We start from the raw sequence: 15582 nt of genomic DNA, 5'->3' as shown, positions 1-15582 counted from the left end.
GCCCGTCGGCTCAATTGCCTTAATGATTGCCGATGGACTTGTGGTCATGACTTGGGGTCATGGGTGAATGGTCGGGGCCGTTCCGAAACCGAGAGCTGACATCCGCGCCGACCGGACCACGTCCGGCGCACGCGGTCGTGCGCTTCGGACCGCTCTGATCTCAGCCTTGGTGCCGTTGTCGCTGACGCTGGTTCAATGCGGCAAGGCGCCCAATCCGGCAGCGCTCGCGGCGAACTCGCAGGCCAATGTCCAAGGCAACGTCCCAGCCAACGTCCAGGTCGTCGCGAAGACAAGCCAGCAAGTCGCAAGCGGCGACACGTTCGAGGATCGCTTCCCGGCCCCCCAGTTCAAGGAGCGCTTCCCATCCGCGAGCGAGGGTTTTCTGCAACGGCAGATGTCCGACTTCTCACCCAAGCGCGCCGTGCAGCAGCAGCCGGAGCAGGCGCCCTACAAGGTCGCTTCGCTCGCGCCGCAGGCCCCCTACCAGCGTCCGCCGCGCGAGGACCTGACGACGCTCGTCGGCATGAAGTCGTCAGCTTTCCCCTATTTCGGCAACAACCCTGCCTCCGACGCGCCATTCCTCAACATCTCCAAGGGCGACCGCCGCGGCCACCGCAGCTATTCCGGGCGCGTGTTCTGGCAGGACGAGACTTACAACGATAACCGCGTCTTGATGCACGTGCCCGAACATTTCGACGTGCGGAAGCCCGGCGTGATCGTGGTGTTCTTCCACGGCAATGGCGCGACGCTGGAGCGCGACGTGCGCGACCGCCAGCTGGTGCCGCAACAGATCACCGATTCCGGCGCCAATGCCATCCTGCTCGCACCGCAGATGGCGGTCGACGCCGCCGATTCCAGCGCAGGAAAATTCTGGCAGGCCGGCGGCCTCAAGCGCTTCATCGACGAGTCGGCGAACCATCTGGCCCGGCTCACGGGCGATCCCAACAGCGCCCGCGCCTTCGCCAACATGCCGATCGTGATCGTCGGCTACAGCGGCGGCTTCCTGCCGACCGCCTGGAGTCTCGAGGTTGGTGGCATCAGCGACCGCGTCCGCGGCGTCGTGTTGCTCGACGCCGTCTATGGCGAGATGGACAAGTTCGCCTCATGGATCGAGAGCCACCGCTCCGGCTTCTTCGTCAGCTCCTACACCCGCTACACCGCGCGGCGCGACCGCGAACTGATGAGCACGCTGCGGCAGAAGGGCATCACCGTCTCCGAAGACATGGACGGCCCCTTGCGTCCGGGCAGCGTGGTGTTCGTCGAAACCGGGGACGGCATCACTCATCGCGACTATGTCAATCGCGCGTGGACGCAATATCCGCTCAAGGACGTGCTGGTGAAGATGTCAGCGACGCCGGCACTGGCGCTGACGCGCGTCGCAGCTACGGCGTCATCCGCATCGAGTCGCTGATTGGACGTGACTCGCTAAGCCTACGTCTGTCGCTCAGCTCTTTGGCAGCTTCGGAATGCTTTCGGCAAAGCCGTTGAAGCAGGCCAGCCGCTCGTCCTCTTCTTTGAAGAAACGGCAATCGGCGTAGCCCTTGGCCTTCGGCGGCTTCGGCTTCGGCGTCGGCGCGATCACGGCGTCGTAGCAATTGAGCCGGTCCTTGGTGCCGTCATCGAGGTCGAGGCAAGCCTGGAGCCGCGCCGCGATCGATTGTGGCTTGCCCTTCGGCGCGGCGGCCGGCTTGGCCGCCGCCTCCTTGGTCCCCGCCTTGGTGCCCTTGGGCTTGACCTGAACCAGCGGCTTGTCCCCGACCATCGGTGGTGGCTTGTCGGCTTGTGCAAACGCGGAGGCTGAATAGAGCACCGCGACAACCGCCAGAATCATCCTCATTTCAGTCAACCCTCTTTGGTCCCCATGCCTCGCCTTCTAGCGCTCCCGCGCGCGGTTTGCCAAGCACCTTGCGCACACGGACACGCTTCCGTTCAGGCCGGGGCGGCAGTTGCCGGCCGGGGCCGGGTCAGGACCACCAGGATCAGCGCGACCACGACGAAACCGACCGCGACGAAGCCGAGCGTATGCAGGAGCTCGCGAGCGAACAACAGTCCGCCGACGGCAGAGCCGACCGCCTGGCCGATATAGAGGACGGAGGTGTTGAGTGCGACGGTCGCGGATGCCAGCGGCGGTGCGGCCGAGACCAGCCGCACCTGCTGCATCGAATTGGTCGAGGCAAAGCCGAGGCCCCAGATCGCGACCGCACCCGCCATCAACGCGAGCGTGCCGGCGCCGAGCGCCCAGCCCGTGATCCCCGCAAGCAGCAGGCAGGTGAACAACAGCGAGGTGCGATAGGGCCCTGATGTGTCGACGATGCGGGTCGCGATGACAACGCCGAGGAAGCCACAGACGCCATAGAGAGCGAACACCAGGCCAATCGCATCGGGCCCTGCGCCGGTCAGCTTGTTGAGCAGCGGCCCCATGAAGGTGAACACCACGAACTGCCCGGACATCTGCAACATCGTGATCGCAAGCAGCAGCAGGATCGTTCTGTTGCGACCGACCGCGCTCCAGGTCTTCAGGTCCACCGGCGCCCCCTTCAAGCCCGCCGGCAGCCGTATCAGCAACAGCAGCAGGCTGACACAGCCGAGGGCGCCGATCCCGCCATAGGCCGCGCGCCAGCCATAGCGGCTGGCGATGAAGGTGATCAGCGGCAGGCCGACGGCGGCAGCGAGCGACCAGCCGAGAAAGATGTACGCAATCGTGCTGCCGCGACGCTCCACCGGCACGATCAGCGCCGCCGTGCCGGCAGCCTGCGGCGTGTAAAGCGCGCCGACCGCGAGCATCACCAGGCGGATGACGAGGAGGCTTGCATAGTCGGGCGCAAAGGCCGAGGCCAGATTGCCAAAGGCGAGCACCGCCAGCGTCGTGGTGAGCAGCGTCCGGCGCTCGGTCCGGCCGGTGAGCCAGGCCGTCAGCGGCGAGCCGATGCACAGGATGACAGCCCCGAAAGTGATCAGGAGCGCGGCCGCATGGATGCTGACGTCGAGCCCCGTCGCCAATTCCGGCAGCATGCCGGCCGGTGCCAAGACCGAGCAGCCGGTGACGAGATTGCCGAGCATCAGGGCGGTTGGCGCGAAACGGCCGGCGCGTGCATTTTCCATGCAAACGCATGTAGAACCGCCTTGCGACCAGTTAAAGGGCATTGCCCGGGATAGTTCGTGCAGCGCCCCCGCTTTTGCGCGCCGTTTTCTTGGAAATGCCGGATTGCGCAGGCCGAATCGCCTGATATATCGCTCGTTCCCGCTTACCTGCGCTCGTTCGCAGGAGTGAGCCTCAGGAGACATGCCATGACCGACCAGCCCACGGACCAATCCAAGGACCAATCCAAGTCCGAGCAGCCCAAATCCGAATCCGGCTTTCAGTACAGCCTCAGCAATTTGAGACCCGTGACCCCGCCGGAAAAAATCACCCTCACCTTCCCCGACGGCGCCCGGCGCGAATACGCCAAGAGCATCACCGGTCTCGAACTCGCCAAGGGTATTTCGCCGTCGCTGGCCAAGCGCACGGTCGCGATGGCGCTCGACGGCGTGGTCTCCGACCTCGACGATCCCATCGAAGCCGATGCCAGGATCGAGCTGATCAACCGCGACGATCCGCGCGCGCTCGAACTGATCCGCCATGACTGCGCCCACGTGCTGGCCGAAGCCGTGCAGACGCTGTGGCCGGGCACCCAGGTCACCATCGGCCCCGTGATCGAGAACGGCTTCTATTACGATTTCTTCCGCAACGAGCCATTCACGCCGGAAGACTTTGCCGCGATCGAGAAAAAGATGCGCGAGCTCATCGCGCGCGACAAGCCTTTTACGAAGGAGGTTTGGGATCGCGAAAAGACGAAACAGGTGTTCCGCGACAAGGGCGAGGCGTTCAAGGTCGAGCTGGTCGACGCCATTCCCGGCAACGAGCCGATCAAGATCTATTACCAGGGCGACTGGTTCGATCTCTGCCGCGGCCCGCACATGACTTCGACCGGCAAGGTCGGCAACGCCTTCAAGCTGATGAAGGTGGCCGGCGCGTACTGGCGCGGCGACAGCAACAACCCGATGCTGACCCGCATCTACGGCACGGCCTTCGCCAAGCAGGAGGACCTCGACGCTTATCTGAAGCAGATCGAGGAAGCGGAGAAGCGCGACCATCGTAAGCTCGGACGCGAGCTCGACCTCTTCCACTTCCAGGAGGAAGGCCCGGGCGTCGTGTTCTGGCACGCCAAGGGCTGGACCATCTTCCAGCAGCTGATCGCCTATATGCGGCGACGCCTCGCCGGCGACTACAGCGAGGTCAACGCCCCGCAGATCCTCGACAAGTCGTTGTGGGAGACCTCCGGCCATTGGGGCTGGTACCGCGAAAACATGTTCGCGGCGCAGTCGGCCGGCGAGGAGGCCGAGGACAAGCGCTGGTTCGCGCTGAAGCCGATGAACTGCCCGGGCCACGTGCAGATCTTCAAGCATGGCCTGAAGAGCTACCGCGACCTGCCGCTGCGCCTCGCCGAGTTCGGCGTGGTGCACCGCTACGAGCCGTCGGGCGCGATGCACGGATTGATGCGCGTGCGCGGTTTCACCCAGGACGACGCGCACATCTTCTGCATGGAGGATCAGCTCGCCGACGAGTGCCTGAAGATCAACGAGCTGATCCTGTCGACCTACGCGGACTTCGGCTTCACCGGCGATCTCACGGTCAAGCTGTCGACCCGGCCGGAGAAACGCGTCGGCACCGACGCGATGTGGGATCACGCCGAGCGCGTCATGGCGACGGTGCTGCGCGAGATCCAGTCGCAGAACAATCACATCAAGACCGAGATCAATCCGGGCGAAGGCGCCTTCTATGGGCCGAAGTTCGAATATGTGCTGCGCGACGCCATCGGCCGCGACTGGCAGTGCGGCACCACGCAAGTCGACTTCAACCTGCCGGAACGGTTCGGCGCGTTCTACATCGACCACGACAGCGGCAAGAAGCCGCCGGTGATGGTGCACCGCGCGATCTGCGGTTCGATGGAGCGCTTCATCGGCATCCTGATCGAGCACTATGCCGGCAACTTCCCGCTCTGGCTGTCGCCGGTGCAGGTGGTGGTCACCACCATCACGTCGGAAGCCGACGAGTACGCCAAGCAGGTGTTGGAGCAAGTCCGGCGTGCGGGACTTCGGGCCGAGATCGACCTGCGCAACGAAAAGATCAACTACAAGGTCCGCGAGCATTCGCTGGCCAAGATTCCGGCACTGCTCGTGGTCGGCAAGAAAGAGGCCGAGACGCAGTCGGTCTCGATCCGCCGCCTCGGCAGCGACGGCCAGACGGTGACGACGACGGCGGAGGCCATCGCCGCCCTCGTCGACGAGGCGACCCCGCCGGATGTGAAGCGGGCGCGTGGCGCGGCCTGACATCTGAAATCGGTCTAAACTCGCTTTCGGTTGCGGGCGTGCATTCCTATGTGGGGACTGCACGCCCGACGACCAGCCGAAGAGGAAACCGCAGTGCCCGATGCCATCGAACTCCTGAAGACCCGCCGCTCGGTCAAGCCGCGCGAGATGTCCGGACCCGGCCCCTCCCCGGCCGAGCTCGAGACCATCCTCACCATCGGCGCGCGCGTGCCCGACCATGGCAAGCTCGCGCCCTGGCGCTTCATCATCTTCGAGGGCGATGCGCGCCAGCGCGCCGGCGAGGTGATCGCGAAGGTGTTTGCCCGGAAGAATCCCGGCGCGGCGGCGGCCGATGTCGAGACCGAGCGCAAGCGCCTCACGGATGCGCCGCTGGTGATCGGCATCGTCAGCTTCACCAAGCCGCATCCGAAGGTGCCGCCCTTCGAGCAGGAATTGTCGGCCGGCGCCAGCGTCATGAACATCGTCACGGCCGCGACCGCGCTCGGCTACGGCGCCTGCTGGCTGACCGGCTGGTTCGCGTTCGATCGCGACGTGCTGGATGGCCTCGGCCTCAAGCCGGACGAGAAACTCGCCGGCTTCGTCCATATCGGCAAGCCGACCAGGCCGAGCGAGGACCGTCCGCGACCGGTCCTTTCCGAAATCGTGACGCGATTTTAGTCGAAGGCGTGTTGACGCCTTCGACGTCTTGCGGCTTTGATCCCGGCAAGGGAGGAAGCCCGGATGAAGCGTCGTGAATTTCTGGTCGGAGCCGCGCTGCTGGCCGGCACGATGGCGCGGGCCCGCGCCGCCGACATCCCCGCTCCGTCGTCCGAGGGGCTCGACCGCATCACCGCGTACTTTGACAACGAGGTGACGAGCGGCCGGCTGCCGGGCGCCGTGGTCCTGGTCCAGCAGCACGGCAAGCCGGTCTATCTGAAGACTTTCGGCGTGCGCGACACCAGGACGGGCCTCGCGATGACGCCCGATACGATCTTCGCCATCCACTCGATGACCAAGCCGGTCACGTGCCTTGGCGCGATGATGCTGATCGACGAGGGTAAGCTCGCGCTCACCGACCCGGTGTCGAAATACGTTCCCCTCTTCGCCGACACCAAGGTGGGCCTGGAGGTCACCAATCCCGACGGCACGTTGCATCTGGATCTCGTGGCGCCGATCCGTCCCGTCAACATCGAGGATCTGCTGCGGCACACCTCCGGCATCAGCTACGACTACATCGGGGGCAAATGGGTCGAGCAGGCCTACAAGGCCGCCAATATCTTCGAAGGTCAATTCGACAACAGGGAATTCGCCCAACGCATCGCGAAGCTGCCGCTGGCGCGGCAGCCGGGGACCCTGTGGCGCTACGGTCATTCCACCGACGTGCTCGGCAGCGTCATCGAGATCATCTCGGGCCAGACGCTGTACGCATTCCTCAAGCAGCGCATCTTCGATCCGCTCGGCATGAGCAGCACCAAGTTCGCGCTGGCGACCGAGGACGAGCTCGCGCGGATGGCGCGGCCGCTGCCGAACGACAACATCCTGCTCGCCGCCGAGCGCGAGCGCCTCGACCATCCCGAATGGCAGTCCGGCGGCGGCGGGCTGCTCTCGACCATCACCGACTATCAGCGCTTCGCGCAGATGCTGCTCAATGGCGGCGAGTTCGACGGCAAGCGCTATCTGAGCCCTGCCGCCTTCAAGGCCATGACGACCGATCACGTCGGGCCGGGCTCGGGCGTCGGACGCGACTATTTCTATTTTCCGGGCGACGGCTTTGGCTATGGCTATGGCCTCGCGGTGCGGACTGATCCCGGCAACGCCAGACCGCCGCCGCCGGGCTCGCTCGGCGAGTTGAAATGGGACAGTGGCAGCGGCACCTATTTCGGCGTCGATCCCAAGCTCGACATGGTCTACCTGCTGATGCAGCAGACCCAGAACGAGCGCAGCCGCATCACGCCCGCCTTCAAAGCGCTGGTCTATGATTGTTATCCGTCCGAGTTACGCCGCCCGTGAAGCACGCTGGCCGAAATCGGCGAGCAGCTTTGCGATCTCGGCGGCGGGCCGCGCCGCGCTGAACAAGAAGCCCTGCACTTCGTTGCAGCCTTCGGCGCGCAACCAATCGAGCTGATCCTCGGTCTCGACGCCTTCCGCGGTCGTGGTGATGTTGAGGCTGCGGCCAAGCCCCGAGATCGCGCGAACGATCGCGACGCAATCGGGCCGCCCTGCCAGATCCTTGACGAAGGAGCGGTCGATCTTGATCTTGTCGAAGGGGAAGCTGCGGAGATAGCTGAGGCTGGAATAGCCGGTGCCGAAATCATCCATGGAGATGCTGACGCCGAGCTCGCGCAACTGGTGCAGGATGGCGAGATTGGCATCGGTCTCGGCCAGGAAGATCGACTCGGTGATCTCGAGCTCGAGCCGCTTCGGCGACAGACCGGACTGCGCCAGTGCCGAGATCACGACCTGAACCAGATTGCGGCTTCGGAACTGCGCCGGCGACAGATTAACCGCGACCTTGACGTCGACGGGCCATTTCACCGCCTCGGAGCAAGCTACGCGCAGCACCCACTCACCGAGCTGGGTGATCAGGCCGATGTCCTCGGCGACCGGAATGAACTCCGCCGGCGAGATCATGCCCTTGTCGGGGTGATGCCAGCGCAGCAGCGACTCGAAGCCGGAGATGCGGTCGGAGGCGATCGAGACCAGCGGCTGGTAGTGCAGCTCGAACTCGCCATTGGCAAACGCGCGGCGCAGATCGAGCTCCATGTCACGGCGCTTCTGCGCCTGCAGATCCATCTCGCGCTCGAAGAAATGATGCACGCCGCCGCCGTCGGATTTCGCCCGGTACAGCGCCATATCGGCGTTGCGCATCAACTCCTCCGACGTCACGCCATCGCCCGGCGACAGCGCGATGCCGATGCTGGCGCCGATCACCATCTCCTGACCGTCGATCTCGTAGGGCGCCTTCAGCAGGTCGATCAGCAAGCCCGCGCAGGCGCTGGCCTCGTTGGGCGTGACGTCGGCCGCCAGGATCACCGCGAACTCGTCACCGCCGAGCCGGGCCGCGAGATTGGCGCCGCGGACCGCGGTGCTCAGACGGGCGGCAACCTCCTTCAACAGACGGTCGCCCACCGGATGGCCGAAGGAATCGTTGACGTTCTTGAACAGGTCGAGATCGAGGTAGAGCACGCCGACCCGCTTTCCGCTGGCCTGGTCGAGCGCCTGCTTCAAGCGCTCCTGGAAATATTCGCGGTTCGGCAGATCGGTGAGCCCGTCATGGTGCGCCATGTGGGCGATCCGCGCCTCGGCCTTGCGCCGTTCGGTGATGTCGACCACCGCGACCAGATATCCGTCGCGATCGTCGAAGGCGACGCGGCGGCCGAAGGTCAACACCTCGATCTCGCTGCCGTCGGCGCGCAGATGCCGCCAGTTGCGCGAGGAGTGATAGGCGTCGCCGACGCGTTCGAGCGCCTCGGCGTGGCTGCCCCATTCGTCCTGCGGCCAGATTTCGTGCAATTTCATGCGCAGGAAGGTGGCGCGGCTGTAGCCGTAATGCTGGACCGCGGCGTCGTTGACGCTGAGAAACTGCCTGCTCGCGGCGTCGAACACCCACATCGGCATCGGGTTGTTGTCGAACAGCAGGCGGAAAGAGGCGTCGCGCCGCTTCAACACAGTGACATCCGAGATCGTCAGCGAGACCACGTCGGCAAACGCGGTGGCGCTCAGCCGGAGATGGCGTCCGTCGCTCTCGATCTCGAGCTGCTCGCCGCGACCGCCGGAGACGGCCTTAAGCAAGAATTCCATGACTTCAACCGAGGCCAGCAGCGTGTCGCCCTCGCCGATCCGGCGCCACAGCAGGCTCGCCCCTTCGGCCTTCAGCAGCAGCGCCGCACTCTTGTTGTGGTGCACGATCTGGAGATCGAACGGCTTGCCACCCGCGTCGCGCAGCGTCGCCAGCGAGACCACCGCGTCGTCGGTCGAAGCGAAGATCGCGTCCAGGAGATTGTATTGCGCGCCGCGTTCGTTGATGTAGGCGCCGACCAGCGTCGCGCCCCAGCGCGATGCGGTCGGAAGCGCCAGCACATCAAACGTCCTGACCATGCCGTCGCGCACGCAATGGGCGCTGGCCAGGTGTGGCCGCCCGTTGGCGAGCGCGCTCGCCGCGGCTTCCGACAGCGCGGTAGCGCAATCGGGCGAGAGCGCGGCGACCGGGATGTCCCAGCGCTCTTCGCCGAGCCATTTCTGCACGTAGCGTCCGCTGCGCGACAGTTCGAGCGCGCCGTCGCCCTTGAGCAGCGCGATGTGGTCGGCGAGCCGTCCCAGGCTGCCGAGCATCACGTCCTCGTAGCGCGGCAGCCGTTCGCCCGGCTTCAACGCGGCACGCCATTTGCGCTGAAGCACCGGGATGTCGTCGAACATTTCGGCGGCCGGTTTTCCCGACACTTTCTTCACGGCACTCATGGCAGTCCCCAACGCACTTTCCGCTGCATCCAATGCAGCCGCGCTTAACGGCGTGTAAAGACCGCGCGAGTGCGGGTTCTGTTCGGCGATTATGACAGTTTAAAGTCGGGCGTTGGTTAGTGGGCGTTAGAGACTATGACGGTTGTGCGAAGGCGTTGCGTAGGAGGCGCGTGAGACCGAAGCTTTGGCGCACCGCTGCATCAGCAGCGTCATTGCGAGCGCAGCGACGCAATCCAGAATCTTTCCGCGGCGGCAGACTGGATTGCTTCGCTGCGCTCGCAATGACGGAGTCTCTGGGCGGCAGTGTCGCGCTTCCATTCGCGTTGCGGATCGCAGACACACCTTCGCATCCTCGCGGCGCATTCGCCCGAGCTTTGCTTCGATGCCTCACCCTCAAATGAAGAGGGCGCAGGGAAGACCGGGTGCCGGCTGGCACCCGCGGTCCACTGTGCGAGATTGTCGTAACGAGATTGCACAGCGGCATACAGGTGAAGCCCAACATCCGGCCTTCCCTGCGCAGTGGCTTTACGGCTTATGTCGTGCTCTCCCCGGGGAGCGATGCACTATTGCCCCCGTCGCCTTGCGGATGGCTGATGCACGCGCCCCGGTTGGGCCGCGACATCACCGCAACGCTTGGCGCACAGACCCCGGGCGCCAGGACCACACGATTTCGCCGTACGCCGATCACACCGGTCGTGTGCGCGGCGGCTTCGCTCACGGTTGCCCGCCCTGCGAAACCCTTCGCGCCGATGTGGCCCACGTCCACCGCCGTCCGGCCCGCGTTCGTGACGATCGCGATACGCCCCTCTTTCTTGGGCCGGAGTGAGGCGGAATATACGCAATTCCGAAATTCGGTAAAGTGGAATATTTTGAGCCACGCGGGTTGACCGGCAGCTTGGGTGTTTTGCCCGACGGGCAACGCGATATCTTGTAGCCCGGATGAGCGAAGCGACATCCGGGATTCTACCACGAGCTGTCCCGGGTATCGCTTCGCTCACCCGGGCTACGAGACCTACCGGACTGCACGCGAGTCGCGACTAGTCCTCGCTGGACGTCGCCAAGCGATTGCGCAGATGGGCCTGCGACAACAGGAAGAACAATGCGCGCTCGCCATGATATTTTGCGGACGGCCGGGTGCGCTCGAAGCCATCGGCAAATTTCTTGCCGGATTGGTCGCACACCTGCCACCGCCAGCCGAACCGCTTACGCCTGGTGAGGATCACTTCGAACATGCCGACGAGCTTGGTCCCCTGCTCCTTGCCGGTCTCGCAGATGCACGAGCCTGCTCCGGCCTCCCCCGTTGGAGTGATGCCCGACATATAACGCGGCAGGATGGAAAGCGAATAAAATTGATTATCGGAAATAGGTATCTTGCACCAGCTGTGAGGAAGTCGCGGCGCCGCCGGAATAAGCCGCCGATGCCGGTGTCGATCGGTCCTGCTTGGTAGCGCTGCCAGAGCTGTTCAAATCGAAACACCAAGCAAATCGCAACACCAAACCGAGCAGCGAAGAGCATCTGCTTTCGCACACGGGACTGGCGGTAATACGATATGGGGGATCCGTGCGCTGAATGAGAAGTGTTCACCAGACACGAAGATCAGCGTCCGGCCGCATGCGGCATCACCGCTCAAACACTACCGCGCGACGACTTCCACTTCGCCGTCGACGCCGTTGACGACGTTGAAGCCGCGCTCGTAGACCTTGCCCTCGTTCTTGGCGATAGCGCGGTATTCGCCTTCGGAGAGCACGACGCGCGGAAAGGCGCCGATCGATTCCTTGATGACGTCGCCGCCCGGGGTCAGCACCGACCAGGCAGTGTTGGCGAGCGCCTCGCCGCCCCTGTCGCTGACGAGCTTGAGCGTGATGACAGCGGCGCGATGGGTGATGGTGACGTCGGTGAGCTTGCTGGCCTGGACGCGGATGTCCGAGCGCACCACCGAATTGGCGTCGCCGTAATTCGAGATGATGTAGTAGGTGCCCTCCGGCAGGAGCACGACGTCACCTGCGGCGACGTTCGGCACCAGGGAGGCGCGCTCGCCGGATTCGAACTGGCTGCCCTTGTAGATCGCGAACGAGATCTGGTTCTGCGGAATGCGGCTGGTGCCGACGCGGCCCTCGATGCGCAAGCCGCCGGCGGGCAGCACGAAGGATTCCCGGTCGGTTTCGGCCTTCAGGCTGACGGTGCGCACCGCGCTGACCAGGCCAAAGGCGACGTGCACGACGTAATTGCCGGGCGGCAGCACGATGTTCGGCGTGGCATTGCGGTCCTCGCGGATCAGCTTGAAGGTGCCGTTTTCGTCGGGACGATCGGCAAACACGCGCCAGACCAGGCCGCTGGTGATCGGCGGGGTGTCCTTGCCGTATTTGGCCGTCAGCGACAGCACGCCCTGTCCGGGCACGGCCGCGTTGAGCGGCGGGGCGGACGGCACGGTCGTGACCGCGGGCGGCGGCATGCTGGGCGTGGTCGGCTGCAACAGGGTCGGCGGCAGGCTCGGTGGTCCGGCACCCGGGCCGGAGGGCGGCGCCAGGCTGACGGCACCGCCGGGATCGGGCACTGAAGCCGGCGGTACCGGCGGCGGACGATCGGAGAAAAGCTGCGCCTGCGCAGCATTTTGGCCAAGGGTATAGAGGCAGGCAGCAAGGACCAAGGCCGGCAGCAGCGATGCGCTGCGCCGCCATCCGATGATGCCGTCACCCCCGAGAGTCATGCCACCTGCTTTTCACCGAAAACGCGGCAAATTCAAGCCTCTGTCCCCCTGAGAAATACGGCCCGACAGGTTTTGGAACCCGGTTGACGCCTGCGTGATTACCCGAGAGGCAGCCGCGCCTCGCCATACTCCTGCCCCGCGCGCTTCCCAAACCGGCATAAACCATGCTTCGGCCCGGTTCTGGCGGAGCGCGAGTACGGTGCCTAGTCTGATGGCGGGTCCCGGCGTAGGAGAGTTTCGGTGCTGGACATATTGAAGGGTCGGGGTTCGAACAGCGATAAGGTCACCGAGAAAGTCGGCCTGGGCAGCATCCGCCGGCCGGTCATCGGCCTTGCGCTTGGCGGCGGCGCGGCGCGCGGCTTCGCTCATATCGGCATTATCCGGACCCTGCTCGCCAACGGAATCGTGCCCGACGTCGTGGTCGGCACCTCGATCGGCGCGGTGGTCGGCGGCCTCTATGCGGCCGGCCGGCTCGATACGCTGGAAGAATGGGGCCGCAGCCTGCAAGGGATGCGCAACATCCTCGGCTACCTCGACATCCGCCTCAACGGCTCCGGCCTGATCGGCGGCGAGAAGCTGGCGACCCGGCTCGAGGCCGCCTGCGGCCAGAGCCAGATCGAGGATCTCCCGGTCAAGTTCGCCGCCGTCGCGACCGAGGTCCGTACCGGCCACGAGATCTGGCTGACGCGCGGCCGCGTGGTCGACGCGATGCGCGCCTCCTACGCGCTGCCGGGCATCTTCTCTCCGGTCCTGATCGGCGATCGCTGGCTGGTCGACGGCGCATTGGTGAACCCGGTGCCGGTCTCGGCCGCGCGCGCGCTCGGCGCGGAAATCGTCATCGCCGCAAATCTTTCCAGCGACATCTTCACCTATTCGACGACGGTCTATTCGCACGGCGCGATGCCTGAACCGGTGATCCCCGCGGCCGAAGAGCCGCCGTCAAAGCGGCGCTTCCCGAGATTCTTCTCGCCCGAGAAGACGGTGAAGCGCGAGTTCTTCGGCGGCGGCAGCGCCCGGCCCGGCCTCTCCTCGGTGATGGTCGACGCCTTCAACATCATGCAGGACCGCATCACCCGCGCCCGCCTCGCCGGCGATCCGCCCGATATGCTGATCACACCGCGGATCGGCCAATTCGGCTGGTTCGATTTCCACCGCTCCGAGGATCTCATCGCCCTGGGCACCCGCGCTGCCGAGCGTGCGCTGGAGTCCATCCAGGAGGCCATCCACGAGCTGGCGCCGGCGCCCGAGGGCACCGCGCCCAAAGCCGACCAGCAGCAGGACTGATCAGGCCGTCTTACTGATCAGGCGGTCTTGATGTAGTCGCGCAGGGCTTCCTGCTCGGACTCGTATTCCTGCACCCGACGCTTGACGATGTCACCGATCGAGATCAGGCCGACCACCTTGCCGCTGTCGACGACCGGCAGATGGCGGAACTTTCCGGTGGTCATCATCTCCATGAGTTCGGCGACCGTGTCGGTCTCCTTGCAGGTGACGACCTTGCGGGTCATGACCTGAGCGACCGGCTCCTCGAGCGCGCCGGCGCCGCGCTCGCCGATCACCCGCACGATGTCGCGCTCCGACAGGATGCCTTCGAGCCGGCTCTGGTTCATCACCAGCACCGCGCCGATCTTCTTCTCGCCGAGCAGTTTGACCGCGGCCGCCAGCTTCGCGTCCGGCTCGACGCTCATGATCTGGTGGCCTTTGGTGTTGAGAATCGAACGTACCGTCATTGTCGCCTCCCTGAATCGCAACCGTCCGCTGTTCGCGGTCCGGACTTGTTCTTCGAGTCTTCAACTAACAGTTTCAGCGCCGGTTTCACGCTCAGGCGCTTTGCGAAGGATCGCCGCTAGCGGCCTGTCGCTTCGGAACATTCTTCTCGGGAATGATGGATGAATTCGGGCGGCGCCGCAAGCGCCGGTTCAAATACGGCCCGAAATGTCCCGTGATGACGCATCCGCAGCATCGCTTCGCACGCGCGGCACGGGATCGAACAGCGTGAACAGCAATAGGCCGGCAAGGAAGCCGCCGATATGCGCCTGCCAGGCAACGCTCGTGGTCTCGCTATCGACGCCGATCGCGCCGACGCCGAAGACGATGTTGACGCCGAACCACACCGCGAGGAAGCCGAGCACCCGCCCGTCGCGCAACGCGCGCGACAGCGGCAGCGCCGGAACTCTTGCGGCGGTATCGGCATCCGATCGGCTGAATGACAGGAAGCTGCCGCGAACGAAGGCGAAGCGGATCGCCGCCGCCATCGCGCCCGACACCGAGGCCGAGGCGCCGATCATCGGCGCCACCGCGTGCTCGTGGGTGACGAGATGGGCGAGTGCGCCGGCCGCCGCCGTCACCGCGAGGAACAGGAAGAACCTGATGGCGCCAAAGCGCCGCGCCAGCGCGCTGCCGAACGGCAACAGCCACAACACGTTGAAGCCGATATGGGTGAGATTGGCGTGGAGCAGCGAATAGGTGACGAAGGTCCAGACCTTGGCGCCGGCCCCGCCGGGGATCTCCAGATTCAGCAGCGAGGAATCGTAACGCTTGGGGATGAAACCGAAGACGTCGATGGTCCAGTTCTCGAGCTCCGGCGGCAGCAGTACCCGCAGATGGATCACCGCGAGCAAGAGGATATAGGCCGTCAGCGCGAACGGCAGCGTCAGGATCGGCTCGCGCGGAGCCTCCTCAACGACGGCCGGCACTGCCAGCGAAGCATCTTGCGACGGAGGATCTTGCGGCGGAGAATTTGGCGGGGAATCCAAGGCGGCTTCGCTTTCAGGCGCGATCGGAGCGACAGGCTTGACGACAGGCCTTGGAGATAGTCGCCTTTGCCCGCCCTGCGCAAGTGCACAAAAGGAAAAGGCAGGGCCCTGGGAAAGCCCTGCCTATCCGTGTCGGACTTCCGGTACCCAGAGAGACGGGAATATCCCCACCCCTCCCCGCGGCCGGTGACCAAACTGTTTGACGCCTGTGTACAGGCCTCGCCGAGAACCTGGAGAAAAGCGGCGAAGCTTGCGACCGCGATCACCATAGCAGCGGCGCGGCGCGCGGAAAGCGCATAGTTAACTTAACG

At 65.0% G+C, this 15582-nt stretch carries 12 protein-coding genes; 5 read left to right on the top strand and 7 right to left on the bottom strand.

Annotated features, from left to right (window positions below; all coding sequences use genetic code 11):
- The first annotated feature begins 67 nt into the window (after positions 1-67).
- A complete protein-coding gene (locus ABIB91_RS01465; RefSeq protein WP_354158897.1) occupies positions 68-1411 on the top strand; it encodes an alpha/beta hydrolase in 1344 nt (447 codons plus the stop codon).
- Between the two features lie 33 nt (positions 1412-1444).
- Here ABIB91_RS01465 and ABIB91_RS01460 read toward each other — a convergent pair whose 3' ends face one another.
- Positions 1445-1837 carry a hypothetical protein gene (locus tag ABIB91_RS01460; protein ID WP_007602613.1) on the bottom strand — a complete coding sequence of 131 codons (393 nt, stop codon included), beginning with the start codon at positions 1835-1837 and terminating at the stop codon, positions 1445-1447.
- A gap of 92 nt (positions 1838-1929) precedes the next feature.
- Positions 1930-3102 carry an MFS transporter gene (locus ABIB91_RS01455; RefSeq protein ID WP_354158900.1) on the bottom strand — a complete coding sequence of 391 codons (1173 nt, stop codon included), beginning with the start codon at positions 3100-3102 and terminating at the stop codon, positions 1930-1932.
- Between the two features lie 186 nt (positions 3103-3288).
- Between ABIB91_RS01455 and thrS the strand changes: the two genes are divergently transcribed.
- The 3 genes from thrS to ABIB91_RS01440 all read left to right on the top strand — a co-directional run bounded on the left by thrS (position 3289) and on the right by ABIB91_RS01440 (position 7359).
- Positions 3289-5370, top strand: coding sequence for a threonine--tRNA ligase (gene thrS, locus ABIB91_RS01450; protein ID WP_354158902.1), 2082 nt, complete (start codon positions 3289-3291; stop codon positions 5368-5370).
- Between the two features lie 93 nt (positions 5371-5463).
- Positions 5464-6027 carry a nitroreductase family protein gene (locus ABIB91_RS01445; protein WP_354158904.1) on the top strand — a complete coding sequence of 188 codons (564 nt, stop codon included), beginning with the start codon at positions 5464-5466 and terminating at the stop codon, positions 6025-6027.
- Positions 6028-6090: 63 nt separating this feature from the next.
- Complete coding sequence (locus tag ABIB91_RS01440; protein WP_007602606.1) at positions 6091-7359, top strand: serine hydrolase domain-containing protein; 1269 nt, start codon at positions 6091-6093, stop codon at positions 7357-7359.
- On the opposite strand, the gene ABIB91_RS01435 is transcribed toward ABIB91_RS01440, so the two are convergent.
- The 3 genes from ABIB91_RS01435 to ABIB91_RS01425 all read right to left on the bottom strand — a co-directional run bounded on the left by ABIB91_RS01435 (position 7345) and on the right by ABIB91_RS01425 (position 12515).
- The gene (locus ABIB91_RS01435; protein WP_354158907.1) at positions 7345-9807 is read right to left on the bottom strand and encodes a putative bifunctional diguanylate cyclase/phosphodiesterase; all 2463 of its coding nucleotides are present in this window, start codon (positions 9805-9807) and stop codon (positions 7345-7347) included. The two genes, ABIB91_RS01440 and ABIB91_RS01435, sit on opposite strands and share 15 nt — an antisense overlap.
- Before the next feature lie 1037 nt (positions 9808-10844).
- Complete coding sequence (locus ABIB91_RS01430; protein WP_354158909.1) at positions 10845-11126, bottom strand: hypothetical protein; 282 nt, start codon at positions 11124-11126, stop codon at positions 10845-10847.
- A gap of 315 nt (positions 11127-11441) precedes the next feature.
- On the bottom strand, positions 11442-12515 hold the full coding sequence (locus ABIB91_RS01425) for an RgsD C-terminal domain-containing protein (protein WP_007602595.1): 1074 nt from the start codon (positions 12513-12515) through the stop codon (positions 11442-11444).
- 240 nt (positions 12516-12755) lie between these two features.
- Here ABIB91_RS01425 and ABIB91_RS01420 point away from each other — a divergent pair, with 240 nt between their 5' ends.
- The gene (locus ABIB91_RS01420) at positions 12756-13799 is read left to right on the top strand and encodes a patatin-like phospholipase family protein (RefSeq protein ID WP_354158912.1); all 1044 of its coding nucleotides are present in this window, start codon (positions 12756-12758) and stop codon (positions 13797-13799) included.
- A gap of 17 nt (positions 13800-13816) precedes the next feature.
- On the opposite strand, the gene ABIB91_RS01415 is transcribed toward ABIB91_RS01420, so the two are convergent.
- Positions 13817-14245 carry a CBS domain-containing protein gene (locus ABIB91_RS01415; RefSeq protein WP_354158914.1) on the bottom strand — a complete coding sequence of 143 codons (429 nt, stop codon included), beginning with the start codon at positions 14243-14245 and terminating at the stop codon, positions 13817-13819.
- A gap of 189 nt (positions 14246-14434) precedes the next feature.
- Positions 14435-15271 (bottom strand): rhomboid family intramembrane serine protease, encoded by an 837-nt coding sequence (locus ABIB91_RS01410; protein WP_502916932.1) that lies wholly within the window; start codon positions 15269-15271, stop codon positions 14435-14437.
- Positions 15272-15582 lie beyond the last annotated feature (311 nt).

The sequence above is a fragment of the Bradyrhizobium sp. JR4.3 genome (assembly GCF_040547695.1).
GTDB lineage: Bacteria > Pseudomonadota > Alphaproteobacteria > Rhizobiales > Xanthobacteraceae > Bradyrhizobium > Bradyrhizobium canariense.
The sequence above is the reverse complement of the archived record's forward strand: the minus strand, read 5'-3'. Positions and strand labels throughout refer to the sequence as shown.